17 protein-coding genes and 1 tRNA gene are annotated in these 18,205 nt (G+C 71.6%); 6 read left to right on the top strand and 12 right to left on the bottom strand.

Annotated elements, in window-relative coordinates:
• Window positions 1–47 precede the first annotated feature (47 nt).
• From AB0I15_RS11570 to AB0I15_RS11545, 6 genes are read left to right on the top strand one after another with little or no spacing between them, the layout of a single operon-like run.
• Window positions 48–1,343, top strand: coding sequence for a Wzz/FepE/Etk N-terminal domain-containing protein (locus AB0I15_RS11570; protein ID WP_358093283.1), 1,296 nt, complete (start codon window positions 48–50; stop codon window positions 1,341–1,343).
• Entirely contained in the window at window positions 1,340–2,635 is a 1,296-nt protein-coding gene (locus AB0I15_RS11565) for a hypothetical protein (protein WP_358093281.1), read from the top strand. Before AB0I15_RS11570 ends, AB0I15_RS11565 begins: the two co-directional genes overlap by 4 nt.
• Window positions 2,632–3,531 (top strand): hypothetical protein, encoded by a 900-nt coding sequence (locus AB0I15_RS11560; RefSeq protein WP_358093278.1) that lies wholly within the window; start codon window positions 2,632–2,634, stop codon window positions 3,529–3,531. Before AB0I15_RS11565 ends, AB0I15_RS11560 begins: the two co-directional genes overlap by 4 nt.
• Complete coding sequence (locus AB0I15_RS11555; protein WP_358093275.1) at window positions 3,528–4,382, top strand: sulfotransferase; 855 nt, start codon at window positions 3,528–3,530, stop codon at window positions 4,380–4,382. The genes AB0I15_RS11560 and AB0I15_RS11555 overlap by 4 nt, the downstream gene beginning before the upstream one ends.
• Window positions 4,370–5,620 carry a lipopolysaccharide biosynthesis protein gene (locus AB0I15_RS11550; protein ID WP_358093272.1) on the top strand — a complete coding sequence of 417 codons (1,251 nt, stop codon included), beginning with the start codon at window positions 4,370–4,372 and terminating at the stop codon, window positions 5,618–5,620. Before AB0I15_RS11555 ends, AB0I15_RS11550 begins: the two co-directional genes overlap by 13 nt.
• A complete protein-coding gene (locus tag AB0I15_RS11545) occupies window positions 5,617–6,507 on the top strand; it encodes a sulfotransferase (protein WP_358093270.1) in 891 nt (296 codons plus the stop codon). The genes AB0I15_RS11550 and AB0I15_RS11545 overlap by 4 nt, the downstream gene beginning before the upstream one ends.
• A 44-nt stretch (window positions 6,508–6,551) precedes the next feature.
• Here the strand turns inward: AB0I15_RS11545 and AB0I15_RS11540 are convergent, their stop codons facing one another.
• The 12 genes from AB0I15_RS11540 to AB0I15_RS11485 form a co-directional block, all read right to left on the bottom strand.
• Window positions 6,552–7,274: a WecB/TagA/CpsF family glycosyltransferase gene (locus AB0I15_RS11540; protein WP_358093267.1), complete on the bottom strand. Its 723-nt coding sequence runs from the start codon at window positions 7,272–7,274 to the stop codon at window positions 6,552–6,554.
• Window positions 7,275–7,462: 188 nt separating this feature from the next.
• Window positions 7,463–8,338, bottom strand: a complete 876-nt coding sequence (locus tag AB0I15_RS11535) for a glycosyltransferase (RefSeq protein WP_358093264.1) — start codon at window positions 8,336–8,338, stop codon at window positions 7,463–7,465.
• Window positions 8,335–9,231, bottom strand: coding sequence for a sulfotransferase (locus tag AB0I15_RS11530; RefSeq protein ID WP_358093261.1), 897 nt, complete (start codon window positions 9,229–9,231; stop codon window positions 8,335–8,337). The genes AB0I15_RS11535 and AB0I15_RS11530 overlap by 4 nt, the downstream gene beginning before the upstream one ends.
• A gap of 92 nt (window positions 9,232–9,323) precedes the next feature.
• On the bottom strand, window positions 9,324–10,586 hold the full coding sequence (gene cysN / locus AB0I15_RS11525) for a sulfate adenylyltransferase subunit CysN (protein WP_358093258.1): 1,263 nt from the start codon (window positions 10,584–10,586) through the stop codon (window positions 9,324–9,326).
• A gap of 1 nt (window position 10,587) precedes the next feature.
• The gene (cysD, locus tag AB0I15_RS11520; protein WP_358093255.1) at window positions 10,588–11,502 is read right to left on the bottom strand and encodes a sulfate adenylyltransferase subunit CysD; all 915 of its coding nucleotides are present in this window, start codon (window positions 11,500–11,502) and stop codon (window positions 10,588–10,590) included.
• A gap of 20 nt (window positions 11,503–11,522) precedes the next feature.
• The gene (locus tag AB0I15_RS11515) at window positions 11,523–12,287 is read right to left on the bottom strand and encodes a 3'(2'),5'-bisphosphate nucleotidase CysQ (RefSeq protein ID WP_358093252.1); all 765 of its coding nucleotides are present in this window, start codon (window positions 12,285–12,287) and stop codon (window positions 11,523–11,525) included.
• Window positions 12,287–13,726, bottom strand: a complete 1,440-nt coding sequence (locus AB0I15_RS11510; RefSeq protein WP_358093656.1) for a sugar transferase — start codon at window positions 13,724–13,726, stop codon at window positions 12,287–12,289. The genes AB0I15_RS11515 and AB0I15_RS11510 overlap by 1 nt, the downstream gene beginning before the upstream one ends.
• A 109-nt stretch (window positions 13,727–13,835) precedes the next feature.
• Entirely contained in the window at window positions 13,836–14,420 is a 585-nt protein-coding gene (pth, locus tag AB0I15_RS11505; protein WP_358093249.1) for an aminoacyl-tRNA hydrolase, read from the bottom strand.
• Between the two features lie 67 nt (window positions 14,421–14,487).
• Window positions 14,488–15,114 carry a 50S ribosomal protein L25/general stress protein Ctc gene (locus tag AB0I15_RS11500; protein WP_358093246.1) on the bottom strand — a complete coding sequence of 209 codons (627 nt, stop codon included), beginning with the start codon at window positions 15,112–15,114 and terminating at the stop codon, window positions 14,488–14,490.
• A gap of 159 nt (window positions 15,115–15,273) precedes the next feature.
• The gene (locus AB0I15_RS11495; RefSeq protein ID WP_358093244.1) at window positions 15,274–16,251 is read right to left on the bottom strand and encodes a ribose-phosphate diphosphokinase; all 978 of its coding nucleotides are present in this window, start codon (window positions 16,249–16,251) and stop codon (window positions 15,274–15,276) included.
• A complete protein-coding gene (gene glmU, locus AB0I15_RS11490; RefSeq protein ID WP_358093241.1) occupies window positions 16,248–17,696 on the bottom strand; it encodes a bifunctional UDP-N-acetylglucosamine diphosphorylase/glucosamine-1-phosphate N-acetyltransferase GlmU in 1,449 nt (482 codons plus the stop codon). Before glmU ends, AB0I15_RS11495 begins: the two co-directional genes overlap by 4 nt.
• 154 nt (window positions 17,697–17,850) lie before the next feature.
• Window positions 17,851–17,922, bottom strand: a tRNA-Gln gene (locus AB0I15_RS11485).
• Window positions 17,923–18,205: the final 283 nt, after the last annotated feature.

Below are 18,205 nucleotides of genomic sequence, written 5' to 3'. Positions count from 1 at the left end.
GTCGTCGACCTGACACGGGACGCACACACTCCAGGAGATCCTCCCCCATGAGCTCCGGCACCGACCTGGACGAGCACCTCTCGCTGCTACGCAGGCGGTGGCTGCTCCTGGTGGGCTGCCTCGTGTTCGGCGGCACCGCGGGGCTCGCGCTGATGCGGCTCACCCCGCCCTCCTACACGGCGACCACGCAGGTGCTGGTCATGCCGGCCGGTCCGCAGGAGCCGGGCAACCAGGTGACCAGCCGCCAGCGTGAGCCGCTCAACCTCGACACCGAAGCCCAGGTCGCGCAGTCGGCCGTGGTCGCGGCGCGGGCGGCCAGGGCCCTCGGGGGCGAGGCGCTGGAGCCGGCCGAGGTCTCCGTGCCGCCCAACTCGTCGGTGCTGTGGATCTCCGTGACGACCGCCGACCCCGACGCCGCGGCCATCCGGTCGCGGGCCTACGCGGAGGCCTACCTCGCCAACCGCCGTGAGAGCGCGCTGACCGCGATGGCCGAGCAGCAGCAGGCCGTGCTCAGCAAGCTCAAGCAGGTCAACGCCGGGATCGATGTGGTGATCAAGGAGCTCGACCGCCTGCGCAGAGGCACACCCGAGCACGCGATCGCGACCCAGCGGCAGAGCGTGCTCAACCGGCAGGCGGCCAGTCTCGCGCTCAAGTACGACGCCCTCCGCACCGTCGCGGTGACCCCCGGCTCGGTCATCAGCCAGGCCGCGCCCCCCGATGGGCCCAGCTCCCCCAGCCTGCGGCTCTACCTCGGCACCGGGCTGATGGCCGGGCTGCTGGCGGGCTCGGCCGCCGCCTACGCCCGCGACCGGTTCGACACCCGGCTCCGCACGGCCGCCGACGTCGAGCGGCTGACCGGGCTGCCCGTGCTCAGCGACCTGTCCGGCACGCGCGAGCACGGCGTGCTGCACGACCTGGCCTGCGCCGTGGTCGCGGCCTGCCCGGGCAAGCGCCTGCTGGTCAAGGCGCTGCCCGCCGACCTCTACGCCTCCACGCTGGCCGAACCGCTCGCCGTCAGCGCGCCGCTGATCGTGCTCGACGGCTCCGACGTACGCGACCTGGCCAGGGCCGACGCCGCCCTGCTGCTCGTGGGGCTGGGCCGGGTCACCTCCATCCAGGTCGTGGCCGCCGTCCAGCAGCTCGGCCGGCACGACGTGCCGATCGTGGGCGTGGTGACGGCGACCGACGCGGTGCCCTCGTTCGTGCCCCTGCTGGAGCCGCGCGCCCCCCACACCTCGCTCGGCAAGCTCGTCGCGACCGGCGAGCTGGAGGTGAGCGTGTCCGCCGAGACCACGCCCATGCAGGCGCTCCACCAGCCGCGGCGGCCGGGCACGCCGACGTGAGGGGGCCCGCGTGGCCCATCGGGGCGCTGCTGGTCGGCTATCCGGTCTGGTGGGCGCTGGGCTTCGGCGGGCTGTCGGTGATCGTGCTGGCCGTGCCCATGGCCGTGCTGCTGTGGCGGCGCCGGCCGATCAAGGTGCCCCGCGGGTTCGGGCTCTGGCTGCTGCTGCTGGCCGGCTATCTGGTGAGCGCGCTGATGCTGGCGGAATCGCCGCCCGGCACGTACGGCGGGTTCGGCCCCGGCCGGGTGATCGGCTACGTCATGCGCCTGGCCCTCTACACCGCCATCCTCGTCATGGTCCTCTACCTGGGCAACCTGACCGAGCGCGAGCTGCCGCAACTGCGCCTGGTCCGGATGCTCGGCGTGCTGTTCGTCACCACGGTCGCGGGCGGGCTGCTGGGCGTCCTGTTCCCCGACTTCGCCTTCACCTCGCCGGTCGAGCTGCTGCTGCCCGAGTGGATCAGCGGGAACTCGTTCGTGCAGAACCTCATCCACCCCACCGCCGCCCAGACGCAGAAGGTGCTCGGCTTCGCCATGCCCAGGCCCGAGGCGCCGTACGAGTGGGCGAACGCCTGGGGCAGCAACGCGTCGGTGCTGCTGGTCTGGTTCGTGGTCGGCTGGTGGGTGTACGGCGCGACGCGGCACCGGGTCTTCGTGGCCGTGGTGGTCGCCCTGGCCGCCATCCCCATCGTCTACTCGCTCAACCGGGGCCTGTGGATCGGGCTCGGCCTGGGCGTGCTCTACCTGATCGTGCGGGTGGGCGGGCGCACCCGGGTGGCGCTCTGCGGCGCGGTCGTGGCGGCGGCGCTGGCGTTCGCGCTCAGCCCGCTGGCCGCCCTGTTCGCGCAGCGGCTGGACAAACCCCACTCCAACGACATCCGGGCCTTCACGGTCACGGCCACCCTCGCCGCCGCCGGCCACTCGCCGGTCATCGGCTTCGGCAACACCCGCAACGCCATGGGCAACCACCGCACGATCACCACGGGCAAGACCGAGTGGTGCGGCGGCTGCGGGCATCCGCCGCTGGGCAGCGACGGGCAGCTCTGGCTGCTGATCATCACGCAGGGCTTCACGGGGGCGGCGCTCTACGTGGCGTTCTTCGCGGGCGCGATCCGCCGCCACTGGCCCGACCGCAGCCCCGTCGGGCTGGCCGGGGTGCTCGTGATGGGGCTGGTGCTGCTCTACATGTTCGTCTACGACGGCCTGGTCACGCCCCTCAGCCTCTACCTCATCTCGTTCGCCCTCCTGTGGCGGAACAGCCGGGCGAGCGAGCGACCGAAGGAGGGCGTATGAACGACGCCGCGGTCCGCCTTGGCTATCTCGCGGAGACCGTGCGGCTGCTGTATCCGGGCTCGGGGTCGCCGCGGGCGTACACCGTGCTGCCGCACGCCGCCGTGCCCCGCAGGCTGGCGCCGCGCCGCTGGTGGCACGTGGGGGCCGAGGTCGTGGTGCCCGTCGAGGGCTCCATCGCGGCACACCTCAGCGAGGTCTTCCACCGGCCGGTCGAGACCGTCCTGCACGTGCGGCCCGCGCTGCGGGCCAACCGCAAGCCCATCCTGGAGGCGCGCTCGGGCGGGCGGCGGCTGGCGTTCGTGAAGATCGGCGACAGCGCGCGGGCGCGCGCGCTGATCACCGCCGAGGCGGCGGCCCTGCGCAGGCTGGCCGGCCTGTCCCTGGACACGGTCGCCGCGCCCGCCGTGCTGCACCACGGCGACTGGCGGGGGCTGTCGGTGCTGGCGCTGTCCCCCCTGCCGGTACGCCGCCGTCGTCGCGTGCCCCGCCCCCTGCTGCTGGCGGCCGTCAGGGAGATCGCCGGCACCGGCGGCCCCCGTCCGGCCTGGCACGGAGATTTCGCCCCGTGGAACATCTGCCCCTCCCGCGACGGCCGGCTGCTCGTGTGGGACTGGGAGCGCTACGAGGTCGGCGTCCCCTACGGCTTCGACGCCGTGCACCACTTCTTCCAGCGGGCGCTGCGCCGCATGGAGCCCCGGGTCGCCGCGCGGGCGTGCGTGGCCCGGTCCGTACGGACTCTCGCCCCCCTCGGGCTGTCGGCGGCGGCGGCCAGGCAGACCGCGCTGCGCTACCTCATCGCGCTGGCCGACCGGCACGCCGCCGACGGCCACGCGCCGCTGGGCCCGCCGGAGTCCTGGCTCAGCCCGGTCGTCGACCACGAGGAGCTGCTGACATGAGGACCATGAAACGATCGGTGCTCTCCCTGTCGCGGGCCACCGGAAGGTTCACGTCCGGGGCGCGGGTGCTGCCGTCGTTCCTCATCACCGGGGGTCAGCGCTGCGGCACCACCTCGCTCTACCGGGCGCTGGCCCAGCATCCGCTGCTGCTCAAACCGGTGCTGCACAAGGGCGTGCACTATTTCGACGTCGCCTACGGGCGAGGCCCGGCCTGGTATCAGGCCCACTTCCCGCTGCGGGTGGGCGCGGCGCTGCTCGCCCACCGGTACGGCTCCCGCGCCCTGGCGTTCGAGTCGTCCCCCTACTACCTGTTCCACCCGCTGGCCGGTGAGCGCATCGCGGCCGACCTGCCGGGGGTCAAGCTCATCGTCCTCGTCCGCGACCCCGTGGCCCGTGCCCGCTCCGCGCACGCCCACGAGCTGGCCAGGGGCTACGAGACCGAGGCCTGCTTCGAGCACGCCCTGGAGCTGGAGGCCCCCCGCCTGGCCGGCGCCGAGGACCTGCTGCGCGACGAACCCTTCTCCCTGCACCACTCGCACCGCCACCACGCCTATCTGGCGCGCGGGCGCTACGCCGAGCAGCTCGACCGGCTGGAGCCGCTGATCGGCCGCGAACGCCTCCTGGTGCTCGACAGCCACCGCTTCTTCGCCGAGCCGGAGGCCGTCTACGACCGCGTGCTGGACTTCCTGGGCGTGCCGAACCTGGGCTACCCGGTGTTCGAGCGCTACAACGGCCGGTCGCTGCCGCGCGGCGTGTCCCCGGTGCTGGAGCGGGCGCTGCGCGACCACTTCGAGGTGTACGACGCGCGGCTGGCGCGGTGGCTGGGCGGTGAGCCGTCGTGGCGGCGGTGATCGGCCGCAAGGGGCTCGCGGGGGTCACGGGGGCGGCGTGCAGCGCGCTGGCGCAGTTCGTCGTGGTGGTGGTCGTGACCAGGGCGTTCTCCGCCGCCGAGGCCGGGGCCTTCTTCACCGCGACCGCGCTGGTGCTCATGGCGGCGGGGATCGCCAAGCTGGACGCGGGGAACGGGCTGATCTACTTCATCGCGCGGGCGAAGACGTATGGGTATCGCGGCATGTCTGGATATATCCGGGCGGCGCTCGTGCCCTGCCTGCTGGTGTCCGGAGCCGCCGCGGCGGTGCTGTACCCCCGGCTCGGGGCGCTCGCCCTCGTCGTGCCGGTCATGGTGGCGGGCGACGTGCTGCTGTCGGCCACGCGCGGTTTCGGGGTCCTGCGGCCCACGGTGCTGGCCGACGGGGTGCTGGTGCCCGCCTGCCAGCTCGTCCTGGTGGGCGCCGCGGCCCTGGCCGGGGTGGCCGGGTGGCTGCCCGTGGCGTGGGGGGTGCCGTACCTGGCGGTGGTGGTCCTGGCGGTGACGGGGTTGCGGGGGCGGGTGCCGCGGACGCCGTACCTGCCGGGGATGGGGCGGGATCTGTGGCGCCACACCGCGCCCCGGTCGGTCGCGGGGGCGATCCAGGCGGTGTTCCAGCGGGTGGACATCGTGATCGTGGCCGTGCTCGGCGGGCCGGCGCAGGCCGCCGTGTACACGGCCGCGACCCGGTTCAAGGTGGTGGGGCAGCTCGCCAATCAGGGGCTGGCGCAGGCCGTACAGACCCGGCTGGTGGCGGCGCTCACCGACGGTGAGCACCGGCGGGCCCGCGAGCTGTACCAGGCCGCGACGGTGTGGCTGGTGCTGCTGACGTGGCCGGTGTGGCTCGCGTACGCCGTCGCCGCCCCGTGGGTGCTGGGGCTGTTCGGGCCCTCGTACGGCTCCGCGGTGCCGGTGGCGCTGGTGCTGGCCGGGACGATGATGGTGGCGACGGCCTGCGGCATGGTGGACGTCGTGCTGACGGCCGCCGGGCACACCGGCCTGAGCCTGCTCAACCTGGTGGCCGCCATCGGGTGCACCGTGCTGCTGGACCTGGCGCTGATCCCGGCCCACGGGGCGCTCGGAGCGGTCGCGGGCTGGTCGGGCGGCGTGCTCGTCAAGAACCTGCTCCCCCTGTGGCAACTGCACCGCCGCTACGGCCTGCGCCCCTTCGGCCGCCACACCCTGGCCGCCCTGCGCGTGCGCGGCTGGGCCGCCGCGTGACCCCGGTCCTGGTGACGGGCCTGCCGCGCAGCGGTACGAGCTGGACCGGCAAGATGCTCGCCGCCGGAGGCGACCTGGTCTACGTCAACGAGCCGCTCAACCCGCAGCACCCGCCGGGCCACTGCCCCGGGGTGCTCGACGCCCGGGTGACGCACAGGTTCCAGTACATCTGCGACGACAACTCCGCCGACTGGCTGCCCGCCTTCCGCGACACGGTGGCCCTGCGCTACCGCTGGCTGGCCGAGCTGCGCGCGAACCGCTCCCCGTACGACCTGGCCCGCCTGCTCCGCTACGGCACCGCCTTCACCCTCGGTCGCCTGGCCGGCCGCCGGGCGCTGCTCGACGACCCGTTCGCGGTGCTGAGCGCGGGCTGGTTCGCCGAACGGCTGGGGTGCAAGGTGATCGCTCTCGTCCGGGATCCGGTGTCGTTCGTGGCCAGTTGGCAGCGGCTGGGGTGGACGGTCTACTTCCACGAGCTCCTCGAACAGCCGCTGCTGGTCCGCGACCATCCCGAGCTGCTGGAACTGCGCGCCCTCGTCGGCTCCCAGGACCGGGTGGCCAAGGCGGCGGCGCTGTGGCGGGCGGCCCGCGATCTCCTGGCCCGCACCCCCGGTATCCTCGTCACGTCGTACGAGTCGCTGGCCGCCGACCCCCTCCCGGGCTTCCAACGCCTGTACGCCCACGCCGGCCTGCCCTGGACACCGGCCGCCGCCCGGCGCGTCACAAGAGCCTGTACGGGAGGCTCGGGGGCGGGCACGGGTTTCGCCTGGACGGGGCTGTCGCGCACGGCGTACCGGCCGATGGACTCCCGCCTGGCACTGGCCGGCGCGGCCCGCGGTCTCAGCCCCGAGGACGCCGCCCGCGTCCGCGCCCTGACCTCAGGCTGACGCGGCTGACCTCAGGTTCTGGCCGAACGCCCACGTCCGCACGCTCACCTGGGCCTGAGGCGGGCGGCCAGGCAGCCGCCGAGCAGCCGCGCCGCGAACGGCAGGTCGTCGACCAGGTAGCGGCGCGCCAGCCGGCCGGGCTCGCTGACCAGCCGGAACGCCCACTCCAGCCCGGCCCGCCGCATCCACTCCGGCGCCCTGGCCACCGTGCCCGCCGCGAAGGCGATCGCCGCCCCGCAGCCCAGGAACCACACCCCCGGCAGCTCAGCCCGCAGGTCGGCGATGAGCCGATCCTGGCGGGGGAACCCGAGCCCGACGAAGACCAGCCGCGGCCGGGCGGCGACCACCTTGCGCCGCACCCGATCGCTTCCTTCAGGCGTGGCGTCGAAGTGGTAGGGCGGCGCGTGCACGCCGCACACCTTCAGTCCCGGATGGCGGCCGGTCAGCTCGGCGGCGGCCCGGCGCGCCACACCCGGGGGCCCGCCGAGCAGATAGACGGGCCAGCCACGGCGGGCGGCGAGGTCGCTGAGCGACCAGATGAGGTCGGCGCCGGTCACGCGGCCGGGCACGGGCGTGCCGAGCAGCCTGGCCGCCCAGACCAGCGGCATGCCGTCGGTGACGACCAGCTCGGCCGAGCACACGAGCTCCTTGAGCGCCGGATCGGTGCCGGCGGCGCGGCAGATGTCGACGTTCGGGGTGACGATCCGCCCGCCCCGTCCGGCCTCCAGCTCCGCCGCCACCCACTCGACGACCTCGTCCTCGGTCATCGCGTCGACCCCGACCCCACCCACCTGAACCCGCGCCTTCCCGTTCCGGGCCTCCGGCCCCGCAGCGGCCGCCGGAAGCCGCCGCACCGAAGCGCCCGACCCCCCACCCGCCACCAGAGACCACCGCCCGCGAACCCCGGAACGCCCGACCGAATCGCAGGGCGAACCGGTGGGGCGGTGGGACGGGGTCAAATGCCGTGTCCTCGGCGGTGGAGGGCGGCCATGACCTTGGGCGCGGAGACGAGACCGGCCGCCACCGCCAGCGCGATCGGGGCGCGTGGTTCGCCGGGCCGGGCGCCGAGGGCGCGGGCGGCCCAGCGGACGGCCTCGCGCCGGTGCCCCAGCGCGGCGTGGCCGAAGGCAAGCTGACCGTAGACCCGCGCCGCGCCGCACGGGTCCACGGCCAGTTCGGGGTGCCGGGCGAGCATCCAGTCGAGCCCGGCGATGCGGTCCGCCCACCGGGCGGCATAGTGGGACCCGGCCCATCGCACCCGCACAAGCGGTTCATCGATGTGGACGAACGATCGCCGCTTGGCGGCGCGCAGGGCCAGGTCCCAGTCTTCGTTCTGTCCTCCGGGCGCGCTCTCGTCGAGCCAGAGCACGCCGCGTTCGAACAGAAATGTCGACGAGTGCACCATCGCCATCCGCGAACGGACCAGATCGCTCACGGTGATGGTGGAGGTGCCGGCGAGGCGCGTCACGCGGCGGCGACCGTACTCGACCTCGATGCCGCAGCTCGCGAACTCGCCTCCGTCTCGCAGCGCCCGCACCTGCGCGGCGAGCTTGCCGGGCAACCACACGTCGTCGTCGTCGCAGAAGGCCACCAGGTCGGTGTCGCAGGCGGCGATCCCGGTGTTGCGCGCCCCGGGGAGGCCGGGGGTGCGCGAGTTGGGCAGCGTCCTGACGCCGACGCCGCTCACCCGCTCGGGCCCGTCGACCACCACGACCACGGACAGCTCACCCGGATAGTCCTGGGCGAGCGCCGCCTCGACGGCCTCGCGAAGCCGGGCCGGGCGGTCGCCGCGCGTGGGGATGACGACCCCGACCGAGGGATGCCGGCTCACGCGGCGACCCCCGAGTAGCCGTACCGGCCTCTGAGCGGCCAGGTGAGGGCGTTGACCACCCGCCGGTCGCCGCCGGGCAGGCCCGACACCCACGCGTCGTCCCGTCGCAGCTCGACCCGCCCCACGTGGAAGCGCATCGGGTTGCCGGAGGCGGTGTGGGAGGGGCCGAGCCAGGCGGTGCGGCCCTCCAGGAACGGCAGCTCCGGCGCGGGCATCCCGAGCCGGGCCAGCAGCGACGTCAGGGTGGCCCCGGGAGCGGCGAGCAGGTCCTCGTAGCGGACCCTGGTCACCCGCGCCCCGCGCCCGGGGAGCATCTCCAGCGCGGCGTTCTGGGCCGACCAGTGGATCGCCGTGCGGGCGGGGCTCCAGCGGGTCATGGGCCGCCCGTCCTCGGGCCGCCGCACGGTCCTGGCCCAGGAGTGGGCGACCGCGCGAGGGTCTCTGACCACGTGGACGACGCGTACGTCCATGCCGCTCGCCACCAGGCACCAGGCCAGTGACGCGTGCTTGCTGGAGTCGATCACGACCGGCGCGCCCGCCGCGTCGTAGAGCCGCCGGTATGCCCGCGCGTATTCGGCCAGGTCAGGGTGGTCGATCCGGGCGATCCTGCGGGTGCGGTCGATCCGCTGCCGGAGCGCGAGAACCCGTTCGGCCAGGCCACGCGTCCAGCCGCCGAACGCCCGCTCCCCCACCTGCCGCCAGAAGGAGCAGGAGGGAAAGGCCACCCCGCAGCCGCAGAGCTCCTCCGCGAGGATCCCCCGCTCCCACAGGTGCACCACCTCGCCGAGCGCCACCACGCCGGGAAGCTCGCCGAGGAGCCTCTCGAGCAGCGTGGTGCCGCTGCGGCCAAGGCCACCCAGATAGATCACCTGGGTGGGCGCACGATCGTTCAAGGGGAGGGCCTTCGCGTCGCGACGAACACGGAACGCGATGACCCTAGCGCGGAGGGTAATCAGTCGGTAAGCGGAACGCTAAAAGATCTACCTCAGCTCGCGTCGATGATCATGCCGGCGCCGACGGTGCCGTTCGTGGACTCGTCCACGAGGATGAAGCCGCCGGTGAGCCTGTTGCGCGCGTAGTCGTCGACGAACATGGGCTGCGTGACCCGCAGCGACACCCGGCCGATCTCGTTGAGGCTCAGCGAGGTGGCCTCCTCGTCGCGGTGCAGGGTGTTGACGTCGAGCCGGTAGTGCAGATCGCGTACGAGGGCGCGGGCCGTACGGGTGGTGTGCTTGATCATCAGCTTGGAGCGCGGCGTCAGCTTGAGCCCGTCGGCCATCCAGCAGACCATCGCCTCCAGCTCCTGCGCCGCCTGCGGCTGGTTGTTGGGCCTGGCGATCATGTCGCCCCGCGAGATGTCGATGTCGTCCTCGAAGCGCAGCGTCACCGACATGGGCGGGAACGCCTCCTCCACCGGCCCGTCGAACGTGTCGATCGAGGCGATGCGGGTGTTCAGGCCCGACGGCAGGTGCACGACCTCGTCACCCGGCTTCAGCACGCCGCCCGCCACCTGGCCCGCGTAGCCGCGGTAGTCGTGGAAGGCGTGATCGGTGGCCCGCTGGGGCCGGATCACGTACTGGACCGGGAAGCGCACGTCGGTGAGGTTGCGGTCGGAGGCGATGTGCACGTTCTCCAGGTGGTGCAGGAGCGACGTGCCGAGGTACCAGGGCATGTTCTCCGAGCGCGAGACCACGTTGTCGCCGTTGAGCGCGGAGATCGGGATGAAGGTGAGGTCGGAGACGTTCAGCTTGGACGCGAACGACGTGAACTCCTCCCTGATCTCCTCGAAGCGCTCCTGGGAGTAGCCGACCAGGTCCATCTTGTTGACGGCCAGCACCAGGTGCGGGACGCGCAGCAGGGTCGTCAGGAACGCGTGCCGCCGCGACTGCTCGAGCACGCCCTTGCGGGCGTCGATGAGGATGATCGCCAGATCGGCCGTGGAGGCGCCGGTGACCATGTTCCGGGTGTACTGGATGTGCCCGGGCGTGTCGGCGATGATGAACTTGCGGCGCGGCGTCGCGAAATACCGGTACGCCACGTCGATCGTGATCCCCTGCTCCCGCTCGGCCCGCAGGCCGTCGGTCAGCAGCGACAGGTCGGTGTATTCCGTGCCCCGGTCGCGCGAGGTGCGCTCGACCGCCTCGAGCTGGTCCTCGAAGATCGCCTTGGAGTCGAAGAGCAACCGTCCGATGAGGGTGGACTTGCCGTCGTCGACGCTTCCCGCCGTGGCAAAGCGAAGAATGTCCATTTTAGAAGTAGCCCTCTCGCTTACGGTCCTCCATGGCGGCCTCGGAGGCGCGGTCGTCGGCCCTGGTGGCCCCGCGCTCGGTGATCCGGGTCGCCGCGATCTCCTCGATGATCTCCTCGACCGTGCCGGCCGCGGACTGCACGGCGCCCGTGCAGGTCATGTCGCCCACCGTGCGGTAGCGCACCACCGCCTCGAACAGCGGCTCGTCGTCCCCGCGGCGTACGACGTCGGAGTCGGGCAGCAGCATGCCGTCGCGCTCGAACACCTTGCGGGTGTGGGAGAAGTAGATGGAGGGGATCTCGATGCCCTCGCGCCTGATGTAGTCCCAGACGTCGAGCTCGGTCCAGTTGGACAGCGGGAAGACGCGGATGTGCTCACCCTTGCGGATGCGCGCGTTGTAGAGGTTCCACAGCTCGGGACGCTGGTTCTTCGGATCCCACTGCCCGAAGTCGTCGCGGAAGGAGAACACCCGCTCCTTGGCCCTGGCCTTCTCCTCGTCGCGCCGCGCGCCGCCGAACACGGAGTCGAACTCGTGCTCCTCGATCGCGTCGAGCAGCGTGGTGGTCTGCAGGCGGTTGCGCGAGGCGCGCCGCCCGGTCTCCTCCACGACCCGGCCCTGGTCGATGGAGTCCTGCACGCTGGCCACGATCAGCCGCGCGCCCAGCTCGGCGGAGCGGCGGTCGCGGAACTCGATGACCTCGTCGAAGTTGTGCCCGGTGTCGACGTGCATGAGCGGGAACGGGATCGGGGCGGGCCAGAACGCCTTCTCCGCGATGCGGAGCATGACGATCGAGTCCTTACCCCCGGAGAAGAGCAGACAAGGACGCTCGAACTCGGCGGCCACCTCACGCATGATGTGGATGGCTTCTGCTTCGAGCACGTCGAGCTGCGACGTCGTGTAGTCGCGCTGGAGCATGGGAGCTTCCTCCGGCGGGTTCAGCGGTGCAGGTCCCGGATGCCAGCGAGCAGGGATGTCGCCAGCTCCGGTAGGGAAACCAGGATATCCGGTAGTGACGGGTCGGCTTGGTTGTAGGTCAGCTCGGAGCCGTCGATCCGGCTCGCGTGGACCCCGGCGGCCAGCGCTACGGCGACCGGCGCGGCGGAATCCCATTCGTACTGGCCACCGGCGTGTACGTACGCCTCCACCTCGCCGGTCAGCACCGCCGAGATCTTGGCCCCGGCCGAGCCGATCGGCACGAGGTCGGCGCCGACGAGGTAGGCCAGCTTCCGTACGAACTCAGGGGGCCTGGTGCGGCTCACGGCGATCCGGAAGCGGCCACTGTCGTAGGAGGGCGGCTTCGGCGGCTCGGCGGTCGTCAGCGTGCGTCCCTGGGCGGGCAGCGCCACGGCGCCCGCGCTCAGCTTCCCCCGCTCCCACAGCGCCACGTGAACGGCCCAGTCGGGGCGCCCCTCCTCGGAGAACTCCCGGGTGCCGTCGAGCGGGTCGACGATCCACACCCGCTCGGCACTCAGCCTGCGCGGGTCGAGGCGCTCCTCGCGGGTGGCCTCCTCTGACAGCACGCTGTCGCTCGGCCGCAGCCGCGCCAGCGACTCCATGAGGAAAAGGTGCGCCGCCCGGTCTCCTTCGGCGCGGAGCGCGGCGGAGTCGCCGAACCCTGTGCGCTCGCGGATCCCCAGCAGTCGCTCGCCCGCCTCCGTCGCCAGGTCGCCGGCGAGGGCGTGGTCGTCGCGAATCGTCATCAATAAGCTCCTTGCCCGCGGGCGACGGCCGACCAAGTCTTCCACAGGATCTGGAGGTCCAGAGTGAGGGACCAGTTCTCCACGTAACGCAGGTCGAGACGTACGGATTCCTCCCACGATAGGTCAGATCTGCCACTGACCTGCCACAGCCCGGTCAGCCCAGGGCGTACGAGGAGTCGTCTGCGCACGTCGTCACCGTAGCGCGCCACCTCCTCGGGCAGCGGCGGGCGGGGGCCGACGAGCGACATGTGGCCGAGCACCACGTTGATGAGCTGGGGCAGCTCGTCCAGCGAGTGGCGGCGCATGAGCGTGCCGAGCGGCGTGACGCGCGGGTCGTTGCGGATCTTGAACAGCACGCCGTCGCGCTCACTGACCAGAGTGATCTTCTGCTGCTCGGAGCCGCGCCGCATGGTGCGGAACTTGATGATCGTGAACACCCGGCCGTCCCGGCCCACCCGGGTCTGCCTGAAGAGCGCGGGACCCGGGCTCGTCGCGCGCACCGCCATGGCCAGCCCCGCCAGCATCGGCGCCAGCAGCACCACCAGCGTGGCGGCCACCAGCCGGTCGAAGACGTTCTTGACGAGCTGCCTGGCCCCGGTCAGCTCGGGGTGCTCCACGTGGAGGAGCGGCAGCCCGGCGGCCGGTCTGATCGTGGTGCGCGGCCCGGCCACGTCCATCAGCGCGGGGGCGACGACCAGCTCGGTGTGGGTGCGCTCGAGCCGCCAGGCCAGCCGGCGCAGAGCCTGGCCGTCCATCTCGGGGCAGGCCAGCACGGCCACGGTGTCGGCCCGGTAGTGGTCGACCACGATCGGCACGTCGCTGAGGTCGCCGCCGACCGGCACCTCGGAGATGGACGCTCCGGCCGCGCCACCGGGCAGGCAGGCGGCCACGACCTCCATGCCGTGGTAGCGCTCCTTGCGGAAGAGGCGTACGAGCTCAGCGATCGAGGCCGGATGGCCGACCGCGACGACCCTGCGCATGCAGGCGCCCGAGGCCCGGCGCCGATAGAGCGCGCGGCGCAGGGCGTATCTGAAGAACAGGGTGAAGAGGGTGACCAGCGGCAGGGCCAGCACCACGTAGCCGCGGGCGACGTCGGTCTTGGTCACGTAGGAGCCGATGGCGGTGCCCGCGATCAGCGCCACTCCCGCCTGCATGACCCGGCGGAACTCCTCGGAGCCGACGCCCAGCATGCGCGGCTCGTAGGCCCGGTTGAGCGCCACCGCGCAGCACCACACCACCGGCAGCGCCAGGCTGACCAGCAGGTAGGGGAGCACGTAGGGCGTCAGCCCGCCGAACCTGACGAAGAAGGCCGCCCCGGCCCCGAGCCAGGCCCCGCACAGGTCGCCCAGCACGGCCCGCAGCCGGTAGGAGCGGACCCATGAGGGCGTGCGCGGTCTGGCCCCCCAGCCAGCCCCATGACCGACCCTGACGGCGGCCATGAGCCCCTCACCGCGCACGCGTTGCCTCCAGGTGACCATTCCTGAACGGACAGTCACAGATCGTAGCCGCGCTGGAGGCGGGGAACCGGCGAACGACCCTATGCGGCGATCAGCGAGGAGGGCCGGAAATGTTCAGATCGGACCGGTGAAAGTCGTTCTGAGTCGCCTCCAGGCCGCGCGCCATCAGCGACTCCACCACGTCGGCCGCCTTGTCGACGAGGAACGGCAGGTCCTTGCGCTCCATGGTGGCGAAGTCCTTCAGCACGAAGGAGGCGGGGTCCATGCGGCCGGGCGGACGCCCGATGCCGAAGCGGACCCGGAGGTAGTCACGGGTGCCGAGGACCTTGGTGATCGACTTGAGCCCGTTGTGGCCGTTGTCGCCGCCGCCCAGCTTGGCCCGCAGCGCGCCGTAGGACACGTCGAGCTCGTCGTGCACGACGATCAGCCGGTCAGGGCCGATCTTGTAGAAGTCGGAGAGCCCCTTGACGGGCCCGCCGGAGAGGTTCATGTACGTGAGGGGCTTGGCCAGGATGGCCGTGCTCGTCTCGCACACCTCGGCCCTGCTCTTGTGCGCCTTGAATCGCCCACCGGCCCTGGCGGCCAGCTCGTCGAGCACCATGAAGCCGGCGTTGTGCCTGTTGCCCGCGTATTCGGGCCCAGGGTTGCCCAGTCCGGCGATCAGCCAGCGGTCCATGCGATCCCCCTACAGCGGAACGGGACGGCTCGAGTCCGGCCGCCCCGTTCACGAGTGAACCCGTCGCTTACTCGGCGGCGGAAGCCTCGGCGGTCTCGCCCTCGGCGGCCTCGGCGGCCTCGCCCGCAGCGGCCTCCTCGCCCTCGGCGGGAGCCTCGATCGGCTTGTTGATGACCTGGAGGATGACGCTCTCCGGGTCGGCGGTCAGCGTGGCGCCCTTGGGGAGCTGGAGCTGGCCGGCGGTGATCACGGTGCCGATCACGAGGCCCTCGACGTCGACCTCGACGCCGGTCGGGATGTGGGTGGCCTCGGCCTCCACGCCGATGGAGACGAGCTGCTGGTCGAGCAGGCCCTCGGAGTTGACATCGCCGACCGTGGTGACCGGGATCTCGACCGTGACCTTCTCGCCGCGCTTGACCAGGAGCAGGTCGACGTGCTCGACGAAGCCCTTGATCGGGTCACGCTGCACGCCCTTGGGCAGGGCGAGCTCGTCGACGCCCTCACCCTTGAGGCGGATCAGCACGTTGGGGGTGCGCAGCGCGAGCAGCACCTCGTGGCCGGGCAGGGTGAGGTGCTTGGGGTCGATGCCGTGGCCGTAGAGGACGGCGGGCACCTTGTCGGCGCGGCGGATCTTGCGAGCGGCGCCCTTGCCGAAAGCGGTGCGCGGCTCGGCGGCGATACGTACTTCAGACACGACATCTCCTAGGGATGCATGAGTCGGATGATCGAGCGCTCCCCCTTACCCGCCCTAGCGGAAGGCGTTACGAGCGCAACCCTCTTAGACTACCGGCTGCCCGGCCTCCGGCCGACCAGCCGGAAACTCGGCGTCCGGTCGCTCACTCGCTCCGCGCGCTCACGTGTCGCCCTCGAACAGGCTCGTGACGGAGCCGTCCTGGAAGATCTCGGTGATGGCGCGGGCGATGAGCGGGGAGATGGACAGCACGGTCAGCTTGTCGAACCGGTTGGCCTGCGCCAGCGGCAGGGTGTTGGTGACGATGACCTCGGAGATGCGGGAGTTCTTCAGCCGGTCGACGGCGGGGTCGGAGAAGACCGCGTGGGTGGCGGCGACGATCACGTTGGTGGCGCCCTGCTCGTAGAGGGCGTCGGAGGCCTTGCAGATGGTGCCGGCGGTGTCGATCATGTCGTCGATCAGCACACAGGTGCGGCCGCGTACTTTGCCGACGACCTCGCTGACCTTCACCGAGTTGGCGACGTCGAGGTCGCGGCGCTTGTGTATGAAGGCGAGCGGCGTGCCCAGCGTGTCGGCCCAGCGCTCCGACAGACGGACGCGGCCGGTGTCGGGCGAGACGACCGTGGTGTTCTCGAGGTCGAGCTTGTTCTTGAGGTAGCTTTCCAGCACCGGCATGGCGAACAGGTGGTCGACCGGGCCGTCGAAGAAGCCCTGGATCTGCGAGGTGTGCAGGTCGATCGACATGAGCCGGTCTGCGCCCGCGGTCTTGAACAGGTCGGCCATCAGCCTGGCCGTGATGGGCTCGCGGCCGCGGCCCTTCTTGTCCTGGCGGGCGTAGCCGAAGAACGGCATGACCACGGTGATGCGCTTGGCCGAGGCCCGCTTGAGCGCGTCGACCATGATGAGCTGTTCCATGATCCATTTGTTGATGGGCCCGGTGTGGCTCTGGATGACGAAGGCGTCACAGCCGCGGACGGACTCGAGGTAGCGGGCGTAGATCTCGCCGTTGGCGAAGTCGATCAGCTTGGTGGGGGTGAGGGAGACGCCGACGTGCTCGGCGACCTCCTCGGCCAGCTCCGGATGTGCCCGGCCGGAGAAGAGCATGAGGTTCTTCTCACCGGGCTGCTTGATGCTGGTCACTGCTCATTCTCCTGCTCTTGCTCGGCCAGCGCCCGCTCGGCGGCCACGGCCGACTTCGTTCCCGCGCGCCTGCGCAAGACCCATTTCTCGATGTTGCGCTGCCGCGCACGTGCCACGCCGATCGCGCCTGGCGGAACGTCGTCGACGATCGTCGAGCCGGCCGCCGTGTAGGCGCCGTCGTTGATCGTCACCGGGGCGATGAGCATGGTGTCGCAGCCGACGAACGCTCCGTCGCGCACTGTCGTTTGGTGCTTGTTGACCCCGTCGTAGTTGACGAAGACGGTGGAGGCTCCGATGTTGACGTCGTCGCCGATGACGGCGTCGCCGGCGTAGGACAGGTGCGGCACCTTGGAACGCTCGCCGACCTTGGTGTTCTTCATCTCGACGAATGTCCCGGCCTTGGACTTGCGGCCGAGCACCGTGCCGGGGCGCAGGTAGGCGTAGGGGCCGACGTTGGCCTCGGGGCCGACCTCGGCGCTGTCGGCGACGGCGTTGCGGACGACGGCACCCTCGCCGACCAGGGTGTCGGTCAGCGTGGTGAAGGGACCGACCTCGGCGCCGGCCTCGATGACGGTGCGGCCGTGGAGCTGGGTGCCGGGGTGGATGACGGTGTCGGGCCCGACGCGTACGCCGACGTCGATCCAGGTGCTGGCCGGGTCGATGATCGTGACCCCGGCGCGCATGTGGTCCTCGAGCAGGCGCCGGTTGAGCACCTGGCGGGCGGCGGCGAGCTGGACGCGGTCGTTGACGCCCTCGACCTCGACGAAGTCGCCGGCCACGAAGGCGCCGACCCGGTGGCCGTCGCCGCGCAGGATGGCCAGCACGTCGGTGAGGTATTCCTCGCCCTGGGCGTTGTCGGTGGACACGCGCTTGACGGCGTCGGCCAGCAGCAGGCCGTCGAAGGCGTAGATGCCGGAGTTCATCTCCTTGATGGCGCGCTGCTCGGCGTCGGCGTCCTTCTGCTCGACGATGGCCAGCACGCCGCCGGCCTCGTCGCGGATGATCCGCCCGTAGCCGGTCGGATCGGGCACCTCGGCCGTCAGCACGGTGACCGCGTTGCCGTCGGAGGCGTGCCGTTCGAGCAGGTCGGCGAGGGTCTGGGTGCGCAGGAGCGGGACGTCGCCGTAGGTGACGAGGACCGTGCCGGCGATCGTGCCGAGCTCCTCGAGCACGGTGCGCACGGCGTGGCCGGTGCCACGCTGCTCCCGCTGGACGACGGCGCGGGCGTCGGGGCTGGTGGCGGCCAGGTGGCCGCCGACCTGTTCGAGCGCGTGGCCGATGACGACGATGAGCTGCTCGGGACCGAGGTCCCGGGCGGCCGAGAGCATGTGGTCGACCAAGGCGCGGCCGCACAGCTCGTGCAGGACCTTGGGGGTCTGGCTCTTCATCCGGGTGCCCTCGCCGGCGGCGAGGACGATGACGGCTGCCGGGCGCGGCACACTCACGGACTGAGGCTCCCTGTGACTGGACGGATCAGGGCGTTTTGGTGCGTCTACTGCACCGCTACCCTCCCGACACCGTGAGGATACCTAACCTCTCCCCGTGCAGGTCGCTCGGGGCACACCTCAGGGCTCACTAAACTCGGGCCATACCTCAAAGCTCCCGGAAGAGGACTCGAACCCCTACAAAGTGGACCAAAACCACTTGTCCTGCCGATTAGACGATCCGGGACGGGCCGAACGCGTGTGGTCCGGCACCTCCACCATACCGAGCCCGCACGCGAGCGCGCGCCCGTAATTACACCCCACAACCACCCCTAGCCGGAAGTTCCCTGCTGATAGGGGGTGCGCGGCGTGGCGCGCGATATAACAGACCACCCGAAAAGGCGCAAGGCGCGAAACCCACTCACCTTGCCCGACGGAGCCTGACCTTCTCCACATTACCGGCTTAGGTCTTCCTTACTTACGCTTGCGTAGGTTACGGTCGCGTAGACTGGACATTCATCCTCATACAT

Source organism: Nonomuraea sp. NPDC050643, from assembly GCF_040654715.1.
Taxonomy (GTDB): Bacteria; Actinomycetota; Actinomycetes; order Streptosporangiales; family Streptosporangiaceae; genus Nonomuraea.
The sequence above is the reverse complement of the archived record's forward strand: the minus strand, read 5'-3'. Positions and strand labels throughout refer to the sequence as shown.

Excerpts from the sequence above, each read along its gene's own strand:
- AB0I15_RS11570 (WP_358093283.1), top strand. The coding sequence starts at position 48 with ATGAGCTCCGGCACCGACCTGGACGAGCACCTCTCGCTGCTACGCAGG.
- AB0I15_RS11560 (WP_358093278.1), top strand. The coding sequence starts at position 2,632 with ATGAACGACGCCGCGGTCCGCCTTGGCTATCTCGCGGAGACCGTGCGG.
- AB0I15_RS11555 (WP_358093275.1), top strand. The coding sequence starts at position 3,528 with ATGAGGACCATGAAACGATCGGTGCTCTCCCTGTCGCGGGCCACCGGA.
- AB0I15_RS11540 (WP_358093267.1), bottom strand. The coding sequence starts at position 7,274 with ATGACCGAGGACGAGGTCGTCGAGTGGGTGGCGGCGGAGCTGGAGGCC.
- cysN (WP_358093258.1), bottom strand. The coding sequence starts at position 10,586 with ATGGACATTCTTCGCTTTGCCACGGCGGGAAGCGTCGACGACGGCAAG.
- cysD (WP_358093255.1), bottom strand. The coding sequence starts at position 11,502 with ATGCTCCAGCGCGACTACACGACGTCGCAGCTCGACGTGCTCGAAGCA.
- AB0I15_RS11515 (WP_358093252.1), bottom strand. The coding sequence starts at position 12,287 with ATGACGATTCGCGACGACCACGCCCTCGCCGGCGACCTGGCGACGGAG.
- AB0I15_RS11510 (WP_358093656.1), bottom strand. The coding sequence starts at position 13,726 with ATGGCCGCCGTCAGGGTCGGTCATGGGGCTGGCTGGGGGGCCAGACCG.
- pth (WP_358093249.1), bottom strand. The coding sequence starts at position 14,420 with ATGGACCGCTGGCTGATCGCCGGACTGGGCAACCCTGGGCCCGAATAC.